The organism is Pedobacter roseus (assembly GCF_014395225.1).
Classification (GTDB): Bacteria; Bacteroidota; Bacteroidia; order Sphingobacteriales; family Sphingobacteriaceae; genus Pedobacter; species Pedobacter roseus.
The window spans coordinates 6,095,059-6,117,392 of sequence record NZ_CP060723.1 but is presented as its reverse complement, the minus strand read 5'-3'; the positions used below and the strand labels follow the sequence as shown (position 1 = coordinate 6,117,392).

Annotated in this window: 20 protein-coding genes; 3 read left to right on the top strand and 17 right to left on the bottom strand. The window is 41.4% G+C overall.

Features of this window, described 5'->3' with window-relative positions:
* Nucleotides 1–11 precede the first annotated feature (11 nt).
* The 6 genes from H9L23_RS25425 to H9L23_RS25400 form a co-directional block, all read right to left on the bottom strand.
* Entirely contained in the window at nt 12–3,239 is a 3,228-nt protein-coding gene (locus H9L23_RS25425) for a SusC/RagA family TonB-linked outer membrane protein (RefSeq protein ID WP_187592903.1), read from the bottom strand.
* A gap of 105 nt (nt 3,240–3,344) precedes the next feature.
* Entirely contained in the window at nt 3,345–4,505 is a 1,161-nt protein-coding gene (locus H9L23_RS25420) for a TIGR03364 family FAD-dependent oxidoreductase (protein WP_187592902.1), read from the bottom strand.
* A 290-nt stretch (nt 4,506–4,795) separates the two neighbouring features.
* Complete coding sequence (locus tag H9L23_RS25415) at nt 4,796–6,115, bottom strand: DUF5690 family protein (protein ID WP_187592901.1); 1,320 nt, start codon at nt 6,113–6,115, stop codon at nt 4,796–4,798.
* A 171-nt stretch (nt 6,116–6,286) separates the two neighbouring features.
* Nucleotides 6,287–7,177, bottom strand: coding sequence for an alkaline phosphatase (locus H9L23_RS25410; protein ID WP_187592900.1), 891 nt, complete (start codon nt 7,175–7,177; stop codon nt 6,287–6,289).
* Between the two features lie 89 nt (nt 7,178–7,266).
* A complete protein-coding gene (locus H9L23_RS25405) occupies nt 7,267–7,836 on the bottom strand; it encodes a helix-turn-helix domain-containing protein (RefSeq protein ID WP_187592899.1) in 570 nt (189 codons plus the stop codon).
* Between the two features lie 639 nt (nt 7,837–8,475).
* Complete coding sequence (locus H9L23_RS25400; protein WP_187592898.1) at nt 8,476–11,727, bottom strand: TonB-dependent receptor; 3,252 nt, start codon at nt 11,725–11,727, stop codon at nt 8,476–8,478.
* 427 nt (nt 11,728–12,154) lie between these two features.
* On the opposite strand from H9L23_RS25400, the gene H9L23_RS25395 reads away from it, so the two are divergent.
* On the top strand, nt 12,155–12,655 hold the full coding sequence (locus H9L23_RS25395) for a GNAT family N-acetyltransferase (RefSeq protein ID WP_187592897.1): 501 nt from the start codon (nt 12,155–12,157) through the stop codon (nt 12,653–12,655).
* A 2-nt stretch (nt 12,656–12,657) separates the two neighbouring features.
* Here H9L23_RS25395 and H9L23_RS25390 read toward each other — a convergent pair whose 3' ends face one another.
* The 6 genes from H9L23_RS25390 to H9L23_RS25365 form a co-directional block, all read right to left on the bottom strand.
* Entirely contained in the window at nt 12,658–13,227 is a 570-nt protein-coding gene (locus H9L23_RS25390) for a DUF4256 domain-containing protein (protein WP_187592896.1), read from the bottom strand.
* 348 nt (nt 13,228–13,575) lie between these two features.
* The gene (locus H9L23_RS25385) at nt 13,576–14,073 is read right to left on the bottom strand and encodes a hypothetical protein (RefSeq protein ID WP_187592895.1); all 498 of its coding nucleotides are present in this window, start codon (nt 14,071–14,073) and stop codon (nt 13,576–13,578) included.
* A 355-nt stretch (nt 14,074–14,428) separates the two neighbouring features.
* The gene (locus H9L23_RS25380) at nt 14,429–15,010 is read right to left on the bottom strand and encodes a YdeI/OmpD-associated family protein (protein WP_317175276.1); all 582 of its coding nucleotides are present in this window, start codon (nt 15,008–15,010) and stop codon (nt 14,429–14,431) included.
* A 1-nt stretch (nt 15,011) separates the two neighbouring features.
* Nucleotides 15,012–15,398 (bottom strand): DoxX family protein, encoded by a 387-nt coding sequence (locus H9L23_RS25375; RefSeq protein ID WP_187592894.1) that lies wholly within the window; start codon nt 15,396–15,398, stop codon nt 15,012–15,014.
* Between the two features lie 6 nt (nt 15,399–15,404).
* A complete protein-coding gene (locus tag H9L23_RS25370) occupies nt 15,405–15,872 on the bottom strand; it encodes an SRPBCC family protein (protein WP_187592893.1) in 468 nt (155 codons plus the stop codon).
* A 6-nt stretch (nt 15,873–15,878) separates the two neighbouring features.
* Entirely contained in the window at nt 15,879–16,202 is a 324-nt protein-coding gene (locus H9L23_RS25365) for an ArsR/SmtB family transcription factor (protein ID WP_187592892.1), read from the bottom strand.
* 394 nt (nt 16,203–16,596) lie between these two features.
* On the opposite strand from H9L23_RS25365, the gene H9L23_RS25360 reads away from it, so the two are divergent.
* Together H9L23_RS25360 and H9L23_RS25355 are read left to right on the top strand one after the other, a co-directional pair.
* Nucleotides 16,597–17,046 carry an SRPBCC family protein gene (locus H9L23_RS25360; RefSeq protein WP_187592891.1) on the top strand — a complete coding sequence of 150 codons (450 nt, stop codon included), beginning with the start codon at nt 16,597–16,599 and terminating at the stop codon, nt 17,044–17,046.
* A gap of 174 nt (nt 17,047–17,220) precedes the next feature.
* Complete coding sequence (locus tag H9L23_RS25355; protein ID WP_187592890.1) at nt 17,221–17,583, top strand: SnoaL-like domain-containing protein; 363 nt, start codon at nt 17,221–17,223, stop codon at nt 17,581–17,583.
* 61 nt (nt 17,584–17,644) lie between these two features.
* Here the strand turns inward: H9L23_RS25355 and H9L23_RS25350 are convergent, their stop codons facing one another.
* From H9L23_RS25350 to H9L23_RS25335, 5 genes are read right to left on the bottom strand one after another with little or no spacing between them, the layout of a single operon-like run.
* Nucleotides 17,645–19,018 carry a YeiH family protein gene (locus H9L23_RS25350; protein WP_187592889.1) on the bottom strand — a complete coding sequence of 458 codons (1,374 nt, stop codon included), beginning with the start codon at nt 19,016–19,018 and terminating at the stop codon, nt 17,645–17,647.
* A gap of 15 nt (nt 19,019–19,033) precedes the next feature.
* Nucleotides 19,034–20,476, bottom strand: a complete 1,443-nt coding sequence (locus H9L23_RS25345; protein WP_187592888.1) for a phytoene desaturase family protein — start codon at nt 20,474–20,476, stop codon at nt 19,034–19,036.
* Between the two features lie 4 nt (nt 20,477–20,480).
* Entirely contained in the window at nt 20,481–20,804 is a 324-nt protein-coding gene (locus H9L23_RS26770; protein ID WP_246474789.1) for a molybdopterin-binding protein, read from the bottom strand.
* On the bottom strand, nt 20,722–21,735 hold the full coding sequence (locus H9L23_RS25340; RefSeq protein WP_246474788.1) for a molybdopterin-dependent oxidoreductase: 1,014 nt from the start codon (nt 21,733–21,735) through the stop codon (nt 20,722–20,724). Before H9L23_RS25340 ends, H9L23_RS26770 begins: the two co-directional genes overlap by 83 nt.
* Entirely contained in the window at nt 21,735–22,334 is a 600-nt protein-coding gene (locus H9L23_RS25335; protein WP_246474787.1) for a c-type cytochrome, read from the bottom strand. The genes H9L23_RS25340 and H9L23_RS25335 overlap by 1 nt, the downstream gene beginning before the upstream one ends.

Genomic DNA, 22,334 nt, shown 5'->3' with positions numbered 1-22,334 from the left:
TGTGCTAACGGTTAAAAAGTAACATTCAGGTTAAAGCCCACACTTCTGGTGGTTGGCGTTTGCAGGGTAGAAGTGCCTTCTCTGCCCGAATACTGATCTACATCCACATCATTGTAGGTAGAATTAATGAAATACAGGAGGTTACGTCCCACTACCGAAATATTGGCCGAGCGGATAAAGGTTCCTTCCAATAATTTTTTAGGCAATTGATAACCAAAGGTCACTTCGCGCAATTTTGCATAAGTACGGCTCATCATCGTATTTTCTTTAGCACCGTAAAACACACCTAAATAATCCTGCAATAAAACAGGGGTATTATTTGGAGCGAAAGAAAGATCGCCATAATTGGTAATTACACCCGTAACCGGATCGAAATTAAGTTTACCGTTATTGGCAACCACTACCCCATCGCCTACCCATGTACCTTTGTAGTTAGGGTCGTTTACGTGGATATAATCCTGGTACCTGGCTTCGCCCATTTTGCCTTGAATGGTTTCGATCTGACGACCGCCCTGGAACGATTTCAACCTTACATAATCCTGCATTACACCGCCCACTTTACCATCTAACTGGAAGCTGAACGAGAAATTTTCGTACCTGAACTTATTGCCGATACTCCATACCCAGTTTGGATCGGCGTGCCCCAGCAATTGGTTAACCGGTAACGAAATCGGTGTTCCGCTTGCCGTATGAATGACTTGTCCGCCTGGTGTTTTAGCCAATACTGAGCCATAAATGTTATCGATGCGGTCGCCTGTTTTGAAAAACTGATCAACCGATGTTTCACCAGGGGCAAGTTCTTTATAAACCTGTTTGTAGGTAGACCAGTTGATCATGACATCCCAGCCAAATTTATCAGTCATGATTGGCGATCCTGATAAGCTCAGTTCTACCCCGCTATTCTGTGTTTTACGCCCGTTAATAGTATTTACATCATATCCGGAAGCTTGCGGAATACTTTGTTTAATAATTTTTGGCCCGTCGATATACCTGAAATAAGTAGCCTCGAAACCTAACCTGTTTTTCAGGAATTTAAGATCGATACCCCCTTCGTAATTGGTTCTGCTCTGCGCCCTGATATTATTCAAATCGATCAGACTATTGGTATAATAAGCACCGGTTTGGTTGTTATAAGTCTGCCTGATGGTGTATGGAGAGGAAAGACCATAAACCGGCCCGCCGTAAGAAGAGCTGTATTCGGCACCATATCCTATCGGATAACTTTGCAATGGTGTTGCACCGATATAATCTTGTGTACCTAAACCAGGATCTTTAACATTGGCATACGATGCCCTTACTTTTGCAAAAGAGATAAACTCAGGCATTTTTACGTAATCAGAAATTACTGAGCTTAAGGAAACTGAAGGATAGAAAGCTGCATTATTCTTTGGCGGCAGCGCAGAGTTTTTATCTACACGGCCAGTGGTATTAATATTCAGGTATTTCTTGAAACTTAAATCAACTGAATAAAAAGCACTTAACACCAACATTTTAGAGTTAAAATCGAAAGCTTTAACTGGATTTTTAGAATTAGAGAAGTTATATACATTCGGAACATTCAGGTAATCGGTTGAAGTAAAACTAGAGTTATAGCTGAAGTTACGGGCATTACCGCCACCAAAAGCACTGATTTCGAATAAATCGCCCACGTTTTTATTGTATTTCAAAATCAACTGCGTATTATTTTCGAACATGCTGCGGCGGTCTTCCCTGTAATCGCCCAAACCTTCTTCACGACCGTAAGGATGCGCAGAAAAAGGCATTTTCTCTGTTCTTAACTGATCGTAGGTAGAAATCTGTGTTTTTAATAACACGTCCAGGCCTTTGCTGATATTGTAATTTAAGGAAGCATAACCGTTAATGTCGTTCTTTTTATGTCCCCGTAACCATTCGTACGACATAAAATAAGGATTATGGTAACGTTGGTATTCTGCATAGATAGATTGAATACCTTCTTTACCCGGCTGCCAGTAATTTTTCATGTCATCAATGTTCCAGTCGGCACCGCCCCAAAGTGTCATGTTATAAATCACACTATTCGGACCGTAGTTTACATCAGGAATATTATCAGAAAACTGACGGCTGTAATTGATGTAGGTTTCGGCCCTTAATTTAGGGGTGATGTTATAAGAACCGCTTACGTTAAAGTTATTGATATTTAACTGTGTGTTCGGGATAATTCCTTTCTGGTAATTGTTAGAAATGGAAACCCTTAAATTGTACTTATCAGTTGCTGAAGATAGCGCCACGTTATTGGCAGAAAGTAAACCTGTCTCTATAAAACGTTTTAAGTTATCCTTTCCGCGGGCTACCCATGGCGTACCCTGGCGCACACCGTTTACCACAGGGCTATCGTATTGAGGAATTAACTGACCTTCGAATTTCGGACCCCAGATGTCATAATCGCCATCATTTAAACCACCGCCTTTACCATCACCAAAGGCATAAGCACTGTGCTCACCTGGTCCGTACTCATCCTGGCTTTTTGGCAAAGCGATAAATCCTGAATTAAACTGGGTGCTTGAGTTGAGTTCTACCGTAAAACCTTTGTCGCTTAGTTTACCTCTTTTAGTGGTAATCAATAAAGCACCGTTATAAGCCTGGTAACCATAAAGTGCTGCAGCAGCAGGCCCTTTAAGTACGGTATAGGTATCAATATCATCCGGATTGATGTTCCAGGTATCCGAATTGATCGGCACCCCATCTACCACCACCAGATTTACATCGTTACCACGGAGGTAAAGTGACGAACGGCCCAAAAGTTCGGATGATACACCCACGGTTAAACCTGCAACTTTACCTACTAAACCATTTACCGGGTTGGCTTCTCTGGCTTTTACCAGATCGGCGCCTTTAACCTCCTGAATGGCATAACCCAGGTTCCGCTTTTCTTTACGGATACCAAGGGCGGTAACCACCACTTCGTTTAGGTTTTTCGAATCTGTTTTTAGGATGATGTTAAGGTTTGCTCCGGTAACCTGCACCTCTTGTGTAAGGAAACCGATTGAACTTACCACAAGCGTTTCGCCCGTTTTGGCATCGAGGGTAAAACGGCCAGATAAATCGGTTGAAGTGGCTTTTTTGGTGCCTTTTACCAATACACTCACACCGGGAACCGGTTGCTGTGCATCGTCTTTAACCATACCGGCTATTTTTGTTTGCGCCCATGTAAAATAGGGCGTGAGGCATAATAACAATAAAGCTACCATGCACATCTTCATCTTGTAGAGATGTTTCATTTATCTATAAAATTTTTATGGTTTATAGATGCAATGATAAGATGTGCATGTTAGCCCAATGCAATCATAAAGTTAACAAAATACCTTGTTTTTGTTTAGTATTTGTTAACACAGTATTTTCTTAATGCTTTCTGCTGCATAACCGGCACTTGCGGTCATTCCTTTGCCGCCAATGGCAGTGCGGATATGGATACGGTCGTCCAGATCGTAAGTTACAATGTGTTTGGTAGCATGCTGCGGATAAAATCCGGCCCAGGTACTTTGCAGTTTGCGTACATCAAAATCCACTATCCGGGCAGCTTCGGCTAACATCAAGTCATTAATGTGGGTACTTAAATCGAAGCCCAGGTCATCAAAATGGTTTACATCAGCATATACGTGCGAATCGCCGATGATGATGGTATTATCTGCTGCTTTTTTAAACAGGATATGGATGCCCCATTTTTTCAGTTCTTCGTAATGTTCAGGTGTTTTAATGCTTTTAAATGAAGGACAATAGTGCTCAAAACTCTCGTAACGGCGGGTAGTTAAACCCGTTAAAATATTGCCTTCCAGTGCTACATCGGGCATCGGGATACTGCGCATCATCTGTAATTTGCTTACCACAATGCCGCTTTCGCTAAACAATTCGGGGTACAGCAATTTAAACTCATAACCATTGCAGATAATGGCTTTCTCGGCCGTAAAAAGCTCGGTATTGTTTTTCAGTCCCACTTCTACCCCGATGCCTTTGCTTTCGCATGCGGTAACCGGACTATTGTATTTAAGCGTGTACTTTTCGAATTTTGTCTGCATGTACTGGTGCAAACGGTGGATCATCTGATCGGGTGCTACGCTGATTTCCTGCGGAAAAAATATGGCCTCCCTGGCATAAGAAGATTTAATGGCCGGATACTTTTTTAAAATAGCTTCCTGATTGAGCAATTCTGTTGTATAACCAATGGTATCGTAATGCGCTTTCAACTCGTGGATCAAGGTGCATTCATCATCATCTGAGGCAATGTACACACTGCCGTTCTGTTGTACAGAAATATCAAATTCACGCTGGATGGATTTATAAATCTCTAAACCGGCCACACCATATTCAAACCATTCGGCCTCCATACCCGATGGCACTACCTGACCAAAGTTGCGTACTGTAGCCCCTACCGGAAAATTGTCTTTTTCGAGCTGCAATACAGATTTACCTAAAAGTAAGGCATGGTAAGCGTGGAAAGTACCTAAAATACCACCGCCAACTACAATAAGATCGAAATGTTTATTCATTGTTTATTTATTTTTTGTGTGAGATGCTTTAAATAGCACCTACATCGATGTTAATATATTTTAAAAATTATTCGTCATCCGATAGCTATCGGGTTGGGAATGACAAAACTGTTTATAAAAGCCACCTCAACTTCGTTACCATTAACAAATTCCAAATAAAAAAATCGTCATTGTGAAGAGGAACGACGAAGCAATCATTCATGCTCTACGACCACAATAAAGATTGCTTCGTCGGCTGAAAAAGCCTTCCCGCAATGACGATAAATGGTAAAAAGCAGCCAAAACTTTTTTTATTTCCCAGTTAAAACCACGCTTCCTGACGCTTGCATCTTTTTATTGGTAGCCAATGTTTTCCTTCTGAAATAAATTAATGAGAGTATGCTGCACACGCCACCAATCAGCGGAACGGCAAACAAACACTCTTTAAAAAAGTGCATCCAGCTGATGTTGGTTTCTCCAAACTCGTGCAACATCAATACCGAAAAACTACCTACATAACCAATAGAATCAGCCACATACATAATAAAACCGATATTACTTTTATAGTGAAAATTGGCAATCATCCGTTCAAAGAAAATCGCATTATACGGAATATAGGCCATGTATAGTCCCATTCCCAGTAAAGCCATCCAGGTAACCGGTCCCATATATCCACGATCGAAAAAGAAGGTACTTACGCCGATCAATAAACAACCGGCAATAATCATGATATGGATCACGGTAAAGGCTTTGAGATTATCTTTAATCAGGATCAAAAGCCCCATCATCACCAGCACCACCACCGAAATGAGCGTATCAATCTGGGTATAAATATGGTTGTTATGGATACCAAGGCCATTCCAGATTTCTACCTCAAAATTATCGCGCATATCGCGGATACAGGTTAGCAATACATAAATGATGATGGTTAAGATAATACCTGGCAAAAATGTGGTGATAAAGGCCTTCCGTTGGTTCCCATCCATCGGTACCCGCTTGGTACGCAACTCCTGATCTTCTTTTGAAGGTGGTGGAATTACTTCCAAACAGAAAACGAACAGCAGCAGGGCAGGTAAAAATACCAGACCCGTTAAAAAAGGCATCCAATAATCGCTTACTGAAGCAAAGGACATCAGAGAGCGGGCCACGGTTTTCACAAAACCTGAAGCAAAAATTAAACTGATAGACATTAAAGCGCCCATAAACTCAGTTGTTTTTCTGCCTTCGAGGTAACTGAACACCAAACCCCAGATCATGCCCAGCGGAAAACCGTTAAGAAAGAGAAATATAATATTGTAAGGAGCAGGTACCAGCGCAAAACCAAGCAGGGCAAGCCACGAAAAAAGGATCAGAAAAATAATGCTCCTGGCGCGGTTACTTTTTCCCGATTCGGAAATAAAACGGATACCATAAAACTTACTAAGGGTATACCCTACCATCTGTGCAATCACAAGCCAAACCTTATAATCAATGTGCAGAAATTCCTGATGCTCGAAAGTGGCCGAAGCAAAGGCTTTCCTAAACGCATACATACTGGTGTAACAACCAAAGGCTGCTACACCACCAATCACAGTAACCAGCCAATAGGGCCAGTGTTGTGCTTTTTTACGGGCAATATGAAGCAAGCTCATTGCATTATAAATTTAATATCCCGGCTACGGTATCATTGGATGCCAACCTATCTAACAAGATTAATCTAATTTCCATAATTATTAACATTAAAACACAATAGTAAACAATGTTTATTATTTGTAAACAAATGTTAAGTTATCAAATTGTTAAATCTGCCTGGCCTGGGAAGCTTATTTGCCAAACGGCTCTAACACAGGCTTTCCCCGCCAGCTTTGCGGTTGTTGCAAGCCCATCAACCAGGCAAGTGTAGCTGCAGTATCGTAAGTAATGATAACATCTCTTATTTCGTGGTTTTTTCGTACACCAGGACCAGAAATAATCCATGGAATCTGCACTTCATCAAGCGATTTACCGCCATGGCCTTTACCCGTTCCCCCGTGATCAGCAGTTACTAAAATAATGGTTTCATCGGCAATACCTGCATCTTTAACTGCTTTTACAATTTTACCAATGCGCTGATCTACCAGCTCCAGTTGTTTGTAATAGGCGGGTGTACGGTGACCGATGGCATGTCCTGTATTGTCAGGTTCGTCTAAATGCAGAAAAGTAAAATAAGGTTTTTCTTTTTTAATAATCGCGGCAGCAGTATCGGCACAAAAATCATCTTTTTCTTTACCGTTCACTACTATATTTACAGCTTCTTTTTCGAACAAATAACCGATACCGTTCCAGCTATAAACAATAGCAGTTTTAGCGGTTTTTTTCTGATCCCTGATCACGCTGAATATCGTGGGGAATATGCCATAAGAAGTTTTGGTTACTGAAGGGATTTCGGGTACCTTGCTGTCCCACTCGGTGTAACCATGTTCGGTTGGCCCTGCTCCCATCAACAACGAAGCCCAGTTAACCGCACTGGATGATGGCAGCACACAACGCGCCTTATCGGTCCACGAGCCATTGGCCATTAAAGCTTTAAGATTAGGCATATTGGCTTCCTGCAGGGCATAACCTCCAAAGCCATCGCAACCGATGAGGATGACATGTTTAATTTTTTTTGGCTGTGCCTGTGCACACACAGCAATGCAAAGCAGCAGAATAGTGCTTTTAAGAAATTTTTTCATATTTATAATTTGCCTGCTAATATAGGCTTGGTTTATAAAGATGAAGATAAAAATTTGTTAAGTATAAATAAACTTTGTTTACTAAATTGTTACTCGAAGAAATAAATTACCAGCATCAATGCCTTGGTATCGCCAATGTTAACAGGCGTATGCGAAAGCCTTCCGTCGAAAAGCATGGAGTCGCCTTTTTCGAGTATCACTTTCTTTTTTGCAAACTGGTATTCTACCTTGCCTTCAATCATGTATTTAAACTCAAAAGCTTCAGTTTTTACCATCGGACGGTGTGAATTTACTTCAAGCTCGAGCAGCACAAAATCGGCGGTAGAAAATTTGATGTTCTTGGTTAAAATACGCGAGTAGTTAAAGCCAACAGCCTGTTCTTTTTCGAATTTCTGGTAATTATCCTTCCGTTTTACCAGCACAGGGGCATCTTTTTTATGAAAATTGATATCTTTAAAAAAGCTGTTTAAATCAATCTCCAGACTCTTAATAATGTCCATCAATACCATAAGCGATGGGATGGTCCTGCTGTTTTCGATCTGGGAAATAAGGCCTTTACTTACTTCTGCCTTATCTGCAAGTTCCTGAACGGTAATGCCAAGTTCTTTACGTCTTTCTTTGATTTTTCCGCTTATCTGTAAAAGAATTTCTTCCTGCATGGTTAAAATAGAGATTAATAGCGCTAATGTATTATTTTATTCCTGTATTCTAAATGAAACATTACAATAGTTACACCTCACCATGTTTAAGGAAGTGGATTTACCTAAAATAGTGCATCCCTCTCCAAATGGAGAAGGAAAGCACAGACTTTGCTTTTAACCCGGCTGATTAGCATGAGTTAAAGAAAATTGGTAAGGATAAACTAGCGGTAATGGCCGTGTACCCAATGGCGACCGCCATGAGGGCCAACAACATAGTAACCGGGTACCCAGTGGGCACGTGGCGCTCGTGCACTCACTACGCATGCACTAAAATTTAACGCCAAAACCAATAAGAGCAACGCATTTACAATCTTTTTCATAACCTAACCTTTTAAGTAAAAAAATAAATCAAGCTTTACGCTGTGTGTATAATTTGGACAGGTGCGTAATAAAAAAGTTTAATTGTTTAATTGTTACAATAATAATTTCAATTAAAACATCTCCGTGTTTTCCGTGCATCCGTGGCCAATTAAGCAGAACGAATGATCCTTCGACTCCGCTCAGGATGACAAAATGCAATAATAGTCGTCGTATGTTAAACAAAAAACGGCCTGACCTTTATCAGGCCAGACCGTTATATCTATTTCTTTAAAAAGATTAGAAGCTATACCTCAATCCCAATTGCATCTGGTAACGTGATGCAAAGAAATCTTTTGAGTAAGAAGTTACATCTTTTTGAGCAAAGGTATAAACCGGATAGGCTGTTGGTGTGCCTGCAGTTTGAACTTTGATACCCATACTGGCCATAGAGTTATAAGTGTTAGGAGAAAAATACTGGATTCCCCAATCTTTATTCAACAAATTAGTTAGGTTAACAATATCGTAAGTTAAAGTAAGTACATGCGGGTGTTTTCCTTTTGCCACCTGAATATCCTGCGAGAAACGGAAATCAGCCTGAACATTCCAAGGGGTACGTGCACCGTTACGCTCTGTAAAATCGCCACGACGGGTACTTAGGTATTTATCACCATTAATGTAATTATCAAATGCTGCAGCCTGTGCAATTCCATCTGGTGTATTGGCAAAGAATTTCTGTGTTTCGCCTACAGCCGGCACATACATTAAACTTACGGTTTGTCCCGTTCCATTGATCCTTGTGTTCACTAAGCCCAATGAGTATGGCGAACCCGACTGACCGCTGAAGAACAACGAGAAGTTAGATACATATTTATTGTTTTTAAACCAATCTAACCTGTAATTGATGGTCGAGATAATCCTGTTGCGGATATCGAAGTTAGAATAAGCCAAACCTGGATTATTTGGATTAAGCGCCTGGTTTAACTGCCAGTTAGACTCCATCGAGTTACGGATACCATTGGCAATATCTTTCGATCTTCCGTAGGTATAAGCCACCATCATATCTAAGCCCATAGGAAGTGATTTACTTACCTGTGCTGTTAAACTGTATTTGTATCCTTTATCTGTATTTGATAAAAGGTAGGCATTGGTATATAAAGGATTAATTTTGGTACCTGAATAAATTGGCATCTGTTTCTGTGTATCATAAACCATGTATTTTGGATTATCTACATAGTTGATCTGTTGAAACTGCACATCTTTAATTACCTGGCTAAAAATTCCCTCCAATGTAAATTTCCACTGGTCATCAGTTTTATAATCGAAAGCTAAATTACTTCTCCATGCTTTTGGCATTTTAAAGTTATTGTCAACTAAATCTACCTGCGTAGCGCCACTTGCATCTTTAACATTTATGCCCTGGTTAGTTACATAACCTGCTTCGCCATTACCAGTTAAAGCATCTTTAATCGGATCGGAACCCGCAGCCGGTTTCACGATTTTAGTCGGATCTGTACTTGTATAAACATACGATTTATCAAAAGCACCGTAGTTTACACCGTTGTTGTAATAAGCATAACCGATCCATGCAAAAGGAACACGGCTGGTAAATAAACCGGTACCACCACGCATAACCAAACTTTGGTTACCCAATACATCGAAGTTAAAACCAACACGAGGAGAAATCTGGATTTTGTTCAGGAATTTTCCGGTAATTGATGATGGCTGCGTGTAAGTATAAGTTGTACCATAGTTGGGATCAACAGGAGAGTTGGTTGTTTTTGAACTCAATGATGGCATATCTGGCAAGTTTGCCATATCAAAACGTAAACCCGGGGTTAATTTAAAACGGTCGCCAATGCGGATTTCGTCCTGACCGTAAACACTGTACATGTTCACATTAAATTCTGCAGTTGGGTTGGCAATAATATTATCGCGGCTGTTATCATCATAGTTATAACTGGTACGTACCCTGTTTGGCTGGTTAGCCAGGAAATCGGCAACGCTACTATAAGCCACACGACCATTCCATGAGTTTACAAAACCGTAGTTGATTTTATAAAATTCGTTGTGTGTACCAACGGTAAAAGTATGGTTACCGGTGCTGTAAGTAAAGTTATCGGTAAATTCGAAAGTGTTCTGTTTCATGTTGAAGATACTGGCCTCACGGTCGGTACCTAAAAACAATGTTCCACCGTTTGAAGCAATCTCGATCTGTGGCAAAGCCGGATTAGAAAGCGGATCACGGAAATCGTGGACAGTAGAATAACCTACTATTAAGTTATTGGTAGCTGAATTACCAAAACGGGTTTTCAGATCAGCAACGGTTGAAGTTTGGTTGTTGTTCTGTTTAAAATCGATACCGCCAAACCTGAAGTTAGACTGATCTCTTTCTAAGTTTGTTGCTTTCGAAATAATGGTGTTATTCCTGATGGTTAACTGGGTGCTTTCGCTGATGTTCCAATCTAAACGGTTAAAGAACTTGTTAGATTGTGAATAGATATTGTAATCACCGAACGAACCTGCATCAACACCATAAGCATTTTTCATGCGGTCTGAAATCTGTTGTGCTTCTGCCAAAGTAAGCAATTTCATATCTGATGATCCTGCACCCAAAATTACCGGATCCTGACGGCGGGTAATCTCTTCATTGGTAAAGAAGAACAATTTATCTTTAATGATCGGGAAACCTACGCGGAAACCGGTTTGATAATCGTGAAAAGCAGAAGGCTCTTTGCTGTTATCGCCAATTTTGTTTCTACCGATTAGCGAAGCGTTACGGCCATAACCATAAACCGATCCTACCACTTCGTTGGTACCACCACGTGTAACCGCGTTGATGCTACCACCTAAAAAGTTACCCACTTTAACATCGTAAGGAGAAAGTAGAACGGTAACATCCTGGATCGCATCAAGCGAAACCGGATTGGTACGTGTACTGCTTCCCGGCATGCCCGAGCTTCCGCTCTGACCACCTAACGAAGGACTAAAACCAATGGCATCGTTATTAATCGCACCATCGATAGTTACGTTATTGTACCTGAAGTTGGTACCGCCAAAGGTATTGTCTTTACTGCCCTGAGGGGTTACACGGGTAACATCCTGTAAACTGCGGTTCATGGTTGGTAAGGTTTTAATCTGACCTTCGCCGATACTGGTACCTGCACCAGATTTTGTTCCACCTTTTTGCCCTTTAACACTTACTTCAGCCAACTGGTTACCCTGCTCCTGAAGATCGATATCGAGTTTTACGTCGTTACCAAGGGTTAAATAAATATTTTCTTTTACTACCGGACTATAACCAACAAAGGTTACGGTGATTTTGTATGGTCCGCCCGGATTTAAGTTACCAATGCGGTAAAGGCCGTTTTCGTTTGACGAACCTTTAGAAACTGTACCTGTAGGAACGTGCACCATAACGATGGTTGCCCCTGGGATGATACCTTTGTTATCCTTAATCTTTCCATTAATGCTAGATGTTGTAACCTGTGCCTGAGCAAATGTGACCAGGAGTACCAGAATACTTACCAGGGATAGTATACGTGATTTCATTTTCTGTTATTTTATTTTGGTACAAAACAACAGCCTTAATGTTAATTCAATATTAAGATCAGATTAAGTTTAACTTTGAATTAACACTATGAAAATGGGAATTAAATAATGGCAAAACAATTCCTTAACAGGCCTTTAGAAGCCGGAATATGATGGAGAGTAATATGCTCAAATATCAAACTGAAAGATGAAGATTTGATGAAGATCGGTTAGTCCTAAGTCGATTAAACATAAACTAGTTTGGAGTCGATTGAACAGTCGGCAGTTCTCAGTTGGCAGTTATCCAGTTTCTGCCTCATGCTAACCAATAAACAAATGACTATTGAACCGATGAACCAACAAACAAATGACTATTGAACCAATGAACCAACAAACAAATGACCGACGAACAACTGAACCAATAAACCTATCTATTATCTTTGCATCCATGACAATAAGATTAGCCGTTACAGAAGATATCCAGCAAATTATGCAGCTCGTAAAGAAAGTTGTACCCTTAATGCGTGCTGCCGGAAATTTCCAGTGGGGAGATGATTACCCAAATCCTGAAGTATTTGCCAAGGATATTACTATTGATCAGTTATGGGTAGCAGAATTAGAAGAGCAGGTTGTCGGGGTTTCGGCCATTACCAACGATCAGGATCCTGAATATACCGATGCCGGTTGGGACATTACTGAAAAAGCGATTGTTACACACCGTTTGGCTGTAGATCCCGATTGCCAGGGCAAAGGCATTGCCAAAGCCTTAATGCAACAGGCAGAGGAGGTTGCCAAAGCAAATGGCATCAACATTTTGAGGGTAGATACCAATAGCGAGAATAAGGCCACGCAGGCATTGTTTCCTAAATTAGGTTATACTTTTAGTGGTGAAATTGGTTTGGCCAAACGTCCTGGGTTGCGGTTTTTCTGCTACGAAAAACTATTATAAAATCATACTCGAAGCGAACCGCGGAAAGCCCTTGCCGCATAATACGATTGCGCACCATTATGGTAAACAAATACGTGATCATAACGGCGATCGCCAAATAGGGCACCGCCAAGTTTTCTGATTGCAGAAGGGGTAACAATCCAGCTTGAAGTTTTAGTATCGAATTTCCCGAGTTGTTGTAAATAACGGTATTGTTCTTCTGTTAACAGTTCGATCCCCATTGCAGCGGCCATATCAACCGCATTATTTTCGGGCTGGTGTTCTTTTCTCGATTCAAGCCCTTCAAGATCGTAACAAATACTTCTCCGGCCTTTCGGACTTTCAGCCGAGCAATCGTAAAAAATATATTCGCCGGTAGCTTCATCATACTCCACCACATCAGGTTCGCCGCCGCTAATTTCCATTTCATCAAGCACCCACAATTTTTCTGGTTTGGCTGTTAACCTTTCCTGTACTTTATTCCATTCTAAAGTTTTGTGCCGGTTTATGTTTTGCTCGAAACGGAGTTTTAAAATATGGAGCAGATCTGATGTTTGTACTGCGGATAGTTCTTTTTTATTTGTTTTGCTCATATTGGTATTAAATTTATTGCCACGTTTTTGAAAAATATCAATTTTTATTTGGAGCGCAATGCCTGTTCAACACATTAAATGTCTTCCCGTTTTCCGCTTTTACGCTTCGCTTACTCGTACCTCGTTGCTGTCCCGAAAACTTCGGGATATCGCTTCAACCGGGGCTAAATGGCTAAAACAGCTTTTCATTTTTGAAGTTGCAGGGCATATAACCCCTTGTAACTAAACCCGACAGCAGCGGCAGCCTCCGATTTTTTCTATCGGAGCTACAGCGAATGGCGGGGCTGAAGACCACCAAGAATTACTGTACGCTCATTTCCAAATAAAAAACACTCATTTCCTATGACTTTATTTTTTAAATTTCAAAAGCGTTTCATCAACCAAATGCGCTATTGATAAAAAACTATTAGCCAACGATAAAACGTCATGCTGAAAATTGCTCTGATTAAGCTTCACCCAACCTTCCATTAAAGTTAGCGGACCAAATTTTACACTCACATTTGACCATTGGTTTTCGAAAAGCTTAAAACGGCTTCTGAATACATCGGCAAATTGCCTGCTTTGTATTGCATAACCTTTAAGGTGCCGAAGTTTAAATGCATGAATATTATAATAAATCTTTTGTTCTTCAATTATGTCATCATTTACCCAAATGGAAAAGAAAATCCTCGATGCTGCGGTTAAGGGATCTTCCCCGGGACTTGCCCAGGATTTTTTATAGAGTTTTAAAAATACTGAATCCATAACCTCTCCAACAGCCACTTCAATTTCTTTTTCACGGAGCACTTTTTGATCCAGCTGATCGGCTGCTTTTTGAAATTTATCTAAGTAAAATGCAGTATCCATATTGCGGTTTTGGAATTAAATGTAGTGAAAAGGAATAGATTTTTCATTGGGTTTTATCTGCGCCCTGATATCCGACATAGCGGATTTTCGCCGGAATAAGCATTGAAATTCAGGCACAAACCCTCAACAATCCACAACACAAGGCAATATAAAGTCCCGATTTTTCATCGGGGCCTCCATATTGCCGCAATAAGAATTTCGATAGCTTAGTTCAATAAAAGATGCAAGCCTTGATTGTTTGTTTCTTTATCATCAAGGATAAAGAAAGAGCCCCTCGGCGGCGGTGAGCCGAGGCAAGACTGGGAGTAGGGCAAAAAACCTTCGACTACGCTCAGGATTACAAACCGCCCAAACACTAATCATCCAATCCTTTACCACTCAAAATCTTTGGCATATATTTCTCTACCCTTGCTTCGCGGGTTTTCGATTGTTTCGGTGCCGAAAAATGTAAAAGGTATCCCCTTTGCCTTCCAGGGGTTAAGGCTTCGAAAGCTGCTTTTAGATCTGGAATATGATCCAGTTTATTTTGGAACTCAGCAGGAATACTGTATTCGGTCGTTTTTTTCAGTTCTACTTTTAAACCTGCCTTTTCTACCTCGATGGCTTGCAAAATGAAGGACTTTAAGGTTGCTTTCATTTCTACAATCTGTAATGCATTGGTAAAGCGGATCTGCCTTGCCGATTGCACGTTTTCGGTCTGCTGGATCAATATGCCTTCCTTATCCTTTAATATTGCACCTTTAAAGAACAAAAAAGCACAATACTCTTTAAAATCGTGGATTAAAACAATATTGTTTCCATCTAATGTATAACACGGGCAACCCCATTTTAACTCTTCTGTAAGGCCGCAGTCGAGCACAATTGTTCTCAATAAATTTACTGCTTCCTGCCATTTTTTGGCTTTATTGAAATAAAAATCAGCTTTTGGGTTCATCATATTATAGATTAGTTGAAACGATTTTTCTTTCTGCAGGCCTGAAATACCATGAAAGTACGGTTAATACCAACAATAACATAGGCCCGAAATATGCCGAAAAGCTATGATCAGCCACCGAGATATGCGAAAAAACGGCGCCAGACATCGCAAAGAAAAAACCTGCATAGGCCCATTCTTTTAGTAAAGTAAATTTAGGAATAAGCACGGCTATAACACCCAAAATTTTCCAGATACCCAATAAAGTGAGGAAATAAACGGGATAGCCCAATTGGGTAAAAAGGGCTACTTCTTCTTTCGTTTTTAATAACTGTACAACGCCGGTTGATAACATGCCCAGGGAAAGCCAAACTGTGGCGATCCAATAGATAATTTTGTTTCTCTTTGTCATAATTTTTTATTTTAATTGATCTACGATATTCTGCAAACGGTTATGCGCCATATTAATGCCCTGGGCAAAAGGTAAAGCCAGGATCTGATCTCTTACACCAACCGACTTGTATATCACGTGCATGGTAAGTTTGCTCCTATCATCCGTCAGTTTTTCAAAGGTTAAAAATTCAAGCTGCGCGGCAAAAGGCGTATTTTCCATTTCGAATGTCCGGGTGATTTTCTCTTCAGGCACAAATTCGTGGATTACACCACTGGCTACAAAAGCTACGTTCCCTTTTTGATCTGAAGTTTCGAAAACATAACTGCCATGTTTTTTATTTTCGAGTTTAAGTACCTTGGTACCCATCCATTGTGCTACAATTTCGGGCTCTATGTAAGCTTTAAAAAGCAATTCAACCGGAAGATCAAACTCCCTCGTAATTACGATTTCCTGTTTTCCATTTTCTGCATCAATTTTTGTTTTCTGCTCCATTTGGTTCTATTTGGTCGGTTTATAATTTTTCATAATATCTTCCAGTTTGTTAAACCTATCATCCCACATCTGACGGAAAGGTTCGATAAAATCAGCTATTTCTTTCATTTTTTTGGCATTTGTATGGTAATGCACTTCCCTCCCGTTCTGTTTCTGCTCCAGTAATTCGCACTCGGTAAGGATCTGCAGGTGTTTGGAAACTGTTGGCCTGGCGGTATCGAAATTGGCCGCAATAGCACCCGCCGTCATCGATTGTGTAGCCACCAACAGCAATATGGCTCTACGTGTTGGGTCGGCAATGGCCTGAAATACATCTCTTCTTAAATTCATTATGTAGCTATTTGGCTACAAATATAAATGTAGCCATTTAACTACGCAAATTTTTAGGATGTTTTTTTTTAGTGGTTGTTTTATAGATGCATTATTTCGGATTATCCTCATTTCGAGCGGATCCGATAGCCATCGGATGCAGTGGAGACGACAACCTACCTTTGAAAGCAAGGTTTTATTTCGATCTGTGAGGACACAGACCGAGCAAAAGATTAATACAAGTTCAATCAGCCCGCGCAATATGTCGCAAACACACCGTCAGAAAGTCATTTTCATCCCCGTTAATTTCACTTTTTTACCGCCATATTTGTTTTAAGCAACAGTGGAGCAGCAAACACTTAAAAAACGGGAGAACCGAAAAGCCATAAGAGTAGGAATAATAAAAATCTATTTTATGTCAGACAATAAAGTTTCATTACACAGGATTATAAAGGCATCACCAGAAAAATTATATCGTGCCTTTACCGATAACACCGCAATTGCGGCATGGTTACCACCTTATGGTTTTCTTTGCACTGTTCACGAACGCAAGGTAGAAGAAGGACTTACTTATAAAATGTCGTTCCAGAATTTTACTACCGGAAACAGCCACAGCTGGACCGGAGCGTTTCTGGAAATAAAGCCTAACGAATTTTTAAAGTATACTGACAAATTTGATGACCCAAATCTTCCTGGCGGGATGATCACCTCAGTATGGTTTAAGAAAACCATAGTAGGCACAGAATTAAAGGTATTACAGGAAAATATACCTGCGGTAATACCGGCCGAAATGTGTTACCTGGGCTGGCAGGAATCCATCGAAAAACTGATCAAATTGGTAGAACCTGAAATACCAGATGCTTAATCAGCTACAGGTATTAATGGTTTTCTAACTCTTTTTAATTAAAAATAATGGCCGTGCATTTCGCATGTCTTTTTTATGGTGTTCATTCTTTTGCTTTGTTAACAAATTGATAATCTGCATTAAACAATTTGCTTGCCGTAAACGTCTATATTATGATAACTAAAATATAATGATATGACCACACAAGAAGTTGCTGACCAATTGGTACAGCTGTGCCGTGAAGGCAAAAATGATCAGGCGATTGAAGAACTTTATGCAGATAACGTGGTGAGCAGGGAGCCGAAGGGATCTGACATGGAACTGACTGAAGGTAAAACCGCAGTTAAAAACAAAACGTTACAGTGGGAAGAAAGCGTGCAGGAGATCCATAGTGCAACCCTTTCAGACCCGATTGTTGCCGAGCATCATTTTTCTCTAGTAATGGATATTGATGCCACTTATAAGGAGCATGGAAGAATGAAAATGAGCGAGATCTGCGTTTACGAAGTAAAAGACGGTAAAATCGTTGCCGACGAGTTCTTTTATCGGATGGGATAAAAAGATAGCGCTCCGGATGTCCCGAAGCGCTGTTTTAATTAAATTACATCAGATGCCTTCATTATTTAAAATCTGGTACAGGGAACAAATACCCACCAAACAGTATATACGACCACAACAGCGTCCAGAAGATGTTGAAAATCTGAGCGGTTACAAACGTAAATGCTGGTCGGCCACCTTGCAGTTTAACCAGTGACGAAAACTTAGCCTCCATACCAATTGAGATAAAGGCAATGGCGAACCACACGGTACGCAAGCCATTTAATGTTGGCGCAACACTTTTTGCAGTTGCCGGCGATAATAAGAAAGAAAACACCAATGATGCAGCAACAAAGCCCAATACAAATTTCGGGAAACGCTCCCATACAATTTTAAGTCCGGGGCTTTTAGCTTTAGGCAAAACTTCACCAGCTTCGCCTTTTGGTTTTTTATAGGCCCACCAGATGGCGATAAAAAACGCCGCCACACCGATAAATACATTCTGCGAGAATTTTGCAATCACCCCGGCTTTAACGGCAATCGGACCAACTAAATCGCCTGCCGCAGTAACCGTTGCGGTAGTATCTAACGTTCCACCCAACCATGCACCGCCAATTACTTCGGGGATATGAAAATACCTCACGGCCCATGGCTGGATGATCATCATCGGGATAGCCATAATCAATACCAATGTGGTTACGTAAGAGAGTTTGCGTTTGTCGCCGTTAATCGCTCCCGCCGCAACTATCGCAGCAGAAACACCACAAATGGATACGGCAGAGGCTAAAATCACACCGAATTCATCATCTACTTTCAGCCTGCGGCTTAACCATAAAGAGAAAAACCAAACTGCCGTTACCACGATAACCGCCTGTACAATTCCGGGCAAGCCAGCTTTAATTAAATCAGCAGATAAAATGGTTGTTCCTAAAATTACCAGACCGGTTTTAATGTAAAATTCGGAGCGTACGGCTTCTTTTAGCCAATCGGGTAGTTTTATTACGTTACCCAACAGGATACCAATCAGCAAAGCAAAAACCACATATTCCAGTCCGAAATAAGAAACGTTTTTGTTGCCGCCAATAATGAAAGAGATAATCGCAAGAAAGTAGATCAGCGAAAAACCTGCGGCAAACCTGGCTACGTTACCACCAGAAAGGCCGATGGCTATGGATGCAAGCGCCAGAAAAATCGCACCAGTTTCTAAAATGAGTAATAAATTCTGGCCTGAAAGGATTTTACCAAAAAGATCTTCAGAAGTGGCCCATTTATAAGCGGGTAAAGTGATCGTTGTGCCGCTATTGGTTAAATAAAGTACGGTAGCAATAATAATTGTTCCTAAAATTACCGCCCACCAATCTTCGGTAAGCGATTGTAAAAATGTTTTTTTGTCGGGTGTAATCCCCGCATCTGTTAAAGCTCCCGTAGTTCCCGAAGCATTGTTCTGTGTTGACATAGTGTTTCTTTGTGGTTATCTGATTTTTATGTTGAAAATATCTTTTAATACTCTTTTTCCGGCATTGTAGCCGCACATTCCGTGCACACCACCTCCTGGCGGAGTTGATGACGAGCAGATGTACAATCCTTTGGCTGATGTTCTATATGGCGACCACCTTAAAGCCGGACGTGTAAATAATTGTCCGAGGTCTAATATCCCTCCGTTAATATCCCCGCCAATGTAGTTGCGGTTATGCGCTTCCATCTGTTCGGTATTCATGGTATGTTTGGCAATGATCCGATCTTTAAAGCCAGGAGCAAATCTTTCCACCTGATTTTCGATAATGCTGGTCAGATCCTGTTTTGATCCATTGGGAACGTGGCAATAGGCCCAGGCTGTTTGTTTTCCTTCAGGTGCACGCGAAGGATCGAATAAACTCTGCTGTGCCAAAAGCACATAAGGTTTTTCTGCCTGTTGACCTTTACTGGTCATCAGTTCGCCTGCTGCAATCTCTTCGAAAGTATTGCCCAAATGTATGGTACCTGCACCACGACATTCTTCGGCAGTAAACGGAATCGCACCATCCAATGCCCAATCTACCTTGAATACGCCCATACCATAACGGTAACGTTCGAGTTGCCATTTGTAAATATTGGAGAATTTATGCCCTGCAATTTGCAGTAACTGTTTCGGGGTCACATCAAAAAGCACGGCATCGGCAGAAGGCAATTGATCCAAAGCGTTAACAAAAGTTCCGGTTTCAATTTTTCCTCCAAGCGATTTAAAATAACCTGCCAATGCCTCTGCAATAAATTTTGATCCGCCTTTAGGTATCGGCCACCCTTTAAGGTGTCCGCCAGCCAATAATACCAAACCAATGGCTGTAGTGCTTAAATTGCCTAAAGGTTGTATGGCATGTGCAGCCATTCCGGCAAAAAGGCCCCGGGCGTGTTGTTCTTTAAAACGTTTAACAAAACCTGTTGCACTGCTCAATGCTTTCAGGCCAAAACCTGCCATCGCCAATGGATGTTTGGGGAAACGTAATGGTCCTAACGCATCTTCATCGATCAGTGGCCATGTTTCCGTGACGCTCTCCATCAATGAAGTATAAGTTTTGGCATCGCCACCTAAGTATTCAGCGGTTTTTTGGATAGAGTGATCCAGTATGGCAGCGCTACCATCATCAAAAGGATGTGCCGCAGCCAAAACGGGCTGCAGATATTCCAATCCAAAATCTGCCAGGGGCAAAGTTTTAAAAAACGGCGAAGCCAGCGCCATCGGGTGGATCGCCGAACATACATCGTGCGTAAAGCCGGGCAAAGTAAGTTCGGCAGAACTCAATCCCCCTCCAATTACGTTTTTACCTTCTATAATTAAAACGGAAAGTCCCTGTTGCTGCAAAAGAATGGCAGCAGCCAGTCCATTTGGCCCCGATCCTACTACAATTGCATCATAATCCCGTTTTTCTAGTTTCATCTGGTTATTTTATGGTTTCCGGTTTAAATAAAACGGTTCCGTCATTTTTAATCTGCCATGCAGTGATGGGGTTCATGTGGTACCCGCCTAAGTTTACACCACGCGCTTCTACCAATTGTGCCAAAGTTGGTTGTAAATAGCCTGTTTCGTCGGTAACGCGGCTCAATATTTCAGTAGCTTCACCCTTCCAATCCCACAGATACCTGAAATAAGTATGTGCTTTACTCAAAACAGGCTCCTGTAAATTAGCCAGTTGCCAGGTTTTGCCGGCATCGGTACTTACTTCTACTTTTTCTACCTTCCCCCCTCCCGCTCCAGGCAATTCCACGTATTTCTACCCAGCCTTTATTTACCTTTTGGGGATAAGAAGGATAGGTGATGATGGAACGCGCATCCAACTCAAAGCTAAACATTCTGATTTTATCTTTTACAGGGTAAGTATATTTTGACGTTTCTTCTCTGGTCATGTAAGGTTCTTCCGAAAGTTCAATACGCCTGAGCCATTTGATATTCATATTGCCTTCAAAACCTGGCAAAAGTAACCTGATGGGATAACCCTGTTCGGGCCGTATGGCTTCACCGTTCTGTGCATAAACAATCATGGCATCATCCCAGGCTTTTGCAATGGGGATGGTACGGGTCATTACGGCAGCATCCGAACCTTCGGCTAAAAACCATTTGGCTTTATCGCTGATGCCTACTTCTTTGAATAGGGTAGAGAGCATTACACCCGTCCACTCGCTCTGACTAGTCAGTCCAAGAATATCCTGGGGCGTCATTTCGGCTTTACCCGTGCGAAAATTACCTGCACATTCGATAAAACAGGTACGGGTAACGGATGGGAATCTTTTGATATCAGCCAAGGTAAATTTCATCGGGTTATCGACCAAACCGTGAATGAGTAGTTCGTGTTTTGCAGGATCGATGGTTGGAATACCCGCATGATGACGCTCGAAATGAAGATCGGCAGGCGTAATGGTGCTGTGCATATCCTGTAAAGGAGTACGGGAGGAAATATCAGAAGGTTTGCGTACCGGTTGCTCAAATGTTGAACGTTTACCCAACGGGCTTGGCCCTGGACCGACGATTTTGGTTGGATCATCTGTAATTTCAGGAAGAACCGGCGTTTTTGGCTGTATTTCATCAGCAAATAAAGATTGTACAGGTAAAACTGCAGCAGCAATTACCCCTCCCAATAAAGTTCGGCGGCTGATTTTGCCTGTGGCTCTTTTCTGATCTTTGTTATCGCGCTTTTCCATTATTTTATTTCAGGGCCTCCTTTACGATCGTCCATAATAAATAGTTTTTTCGCTGGCATTACCACTTTATATAGGTTTTTAGCATCGAGTACCACATCTGCTTTGATAATTTTGTTGGCATTGAGCAGATAAGCGGTTATGCTGTATACTTCATCGTTGCTTAACGAGCCGGGAAGATTATAGGGCATGGCACGGCGCATATAATCGAACAAGGTAGTGGCATAAGGCCAGTAATTGCCAATGGTTTTGGGCTTGCTGGTGGCCGACGTATCGCCAACCAAAGCATTTCCAGGAAGTTTGATACCCGGTTTTTCGGTACCATCAACACCATGGCACATCGCACATTTTTGAGCGTAAAGTACCCTGCCTTTTTTCACATCACCCTGCCCTGCCGGCAAGCCTTTCCCGTCGGGGCGAACGTCGATATCCCATGCTGCAATTTCCTGAGCGGTAGCTGGTCGGCCAAAACCAAATTTAGCCGGCCGCTTTAAGCTATCAGTTAATGGCTTTTTCCCTTGTGAAGGTATAAATACCATTTTTAGCGACATCAATAACAACATTACAGGGCATGCGAGTAGGAGTACTGTTTTTTTGTTCAT

What these genes read in the sequence shown, in the direction of transcription:
- H9L23_RS25395 (WP_187592897.1), top strand. Translation starts at nt 12,155, where the DNA reads ATGACAATAAGATTAGCCGTTACAGAAGATATCCAGCAAATTATGCAG.
- H9L23_RS25390 (WP_187592896.1), bottom strand. Translation starts at nt 13,227, where the DNA reads ATGAGCAAAACAAATAAAAAAGAACTATCCGCAGTACAAACATCAGAT.
- H9L23_RS25375 (WP_187592894.1), bottom strand. Translation starts at nt 15,398, where the DNA reads ATGACAAAGAGAAACAAAATTATCTATTGGATCGCCACAGTTTGGCTT.
- H9L23_RS25380 (WP_317175276.1), bottom strand. Translation starts at nt 15,010, where the DNA reads ATGATGAACCCAAAAGCTGATTTTTATTTCAATAAAGCCAAAAAATGG.
- H9L23_RS25370 (WP_187592893.1), bottom strand. Translation starts at nt 15,872, where the DNA reads ATGGAGCAGAAAACAAAAATTGATGCAGAAAATGGAAAACAGGAAATC.
- H9L23_RS25405 (WP_187592899.1), bottom strand. Translation starts at nt 7,836, where the DNA reads ATGCAGGAAGAAATTCTTTTACAGATAAGCGGAAAAATCAAAGAAAGA.
- H9L23_RS25410 (WP_187592900.1), bottom strand. Translation starts at nt 7,177, where the DNA reads ATGAAAAAATTTCTTAAAAGCACTATTCTGCTGCTTTGCATTGCTGTG.
- H9L23_RS25415 (WP_187592901.1), bottom strand. Translation starts at nt 6,115, where the DNA reads ATGAGCTTGCTTCATATTGCCCGTAAAAAAGCACAACACTGGCCCTAT.
- H9L23_RS25360 (WP_187592891.1), top strand. Translation starts at nt 16,597, where the DNA reads ATGTCAGACAATAAAGTTTCATTACACAGGATTATAAAGGCATCACCA.
- H9L23_RS25335 (WP_246474787.1), bottom strand. Translation starts at nt 22,334, where the DNA reads ATGAACAAAAAAACAGTACTCCTACTCGCATGCCCTGTAATGTTGTTA.
- H9L23_RS25345 (WP_187592888.1), bottom strand. Translation starts at nt 20,476, where the DNA reads ATGAAACTAGAAAAACGGGATTATGATGCAATTGTAGTAGGATCGGGG.
- H9L23_RS25340 (WP_246474788.1), bottom strand. Translation starts at nt 21,735, where the DNA reads ATGGAAAAGCGCGATAACAAAGATCAGAAAAGAGCCACAGGCAAAATC.
- H9L23_RS25420 (WP_187592902.1), bottom strand. Translation starts at nt 4,505, where the DNA reads ATGAATAAACATTTCGATCTTATTGTAGTTGGCGGTGGTATTTTAGGT.
- H9L23_RS25355 (WP_187592890.1), top strand. Translation starts at nt 17,221, where the DNA reads ATGACCACACAAGAAGTTGCTGACCAATTGGTACAGCTGTGCCGTGAA.
- H9L23_RS25365 (WP_187592892.1), bottom strand. Translation starts at nt 16,202, where the DNA reads ATGAATTTAAGAAGAGATGTATTTCAGGCCATTGCCGACCCAACACGT.
- H9L23_RS25350 (WP_187592889.1), bottom strand. Translation starts at nt 19,018, where the DNA reads ATGTCAACACAGAACAATGCTTCGGGAACTACGGGAGCTTTAACAGAT.
- H9L23_RS25425 (WP_187592903.1), bottom strand. Translation starts at nt 3,239, where the DNA reads ATGAAACATCTCTACAAGATGAAGATGTGCATGGTAGCTTTATTGTTA.
- H9L23_RS25385 (WP_187592895.1), bottom strand. Translation starts at nt 14,073, where the DNA reads ATGGATACTGCATTTTACTTAGATAAATTTCAAAAAGCAGCCGATCAG.
- H9L23_RS25400 (WP_187592898.1), bottom strand. Translation starts at nt 11,727, where the DNA reads ATGAAATCACGTATACTATCCCTGGTAAGTATTCTGGTACTCCTGGTC.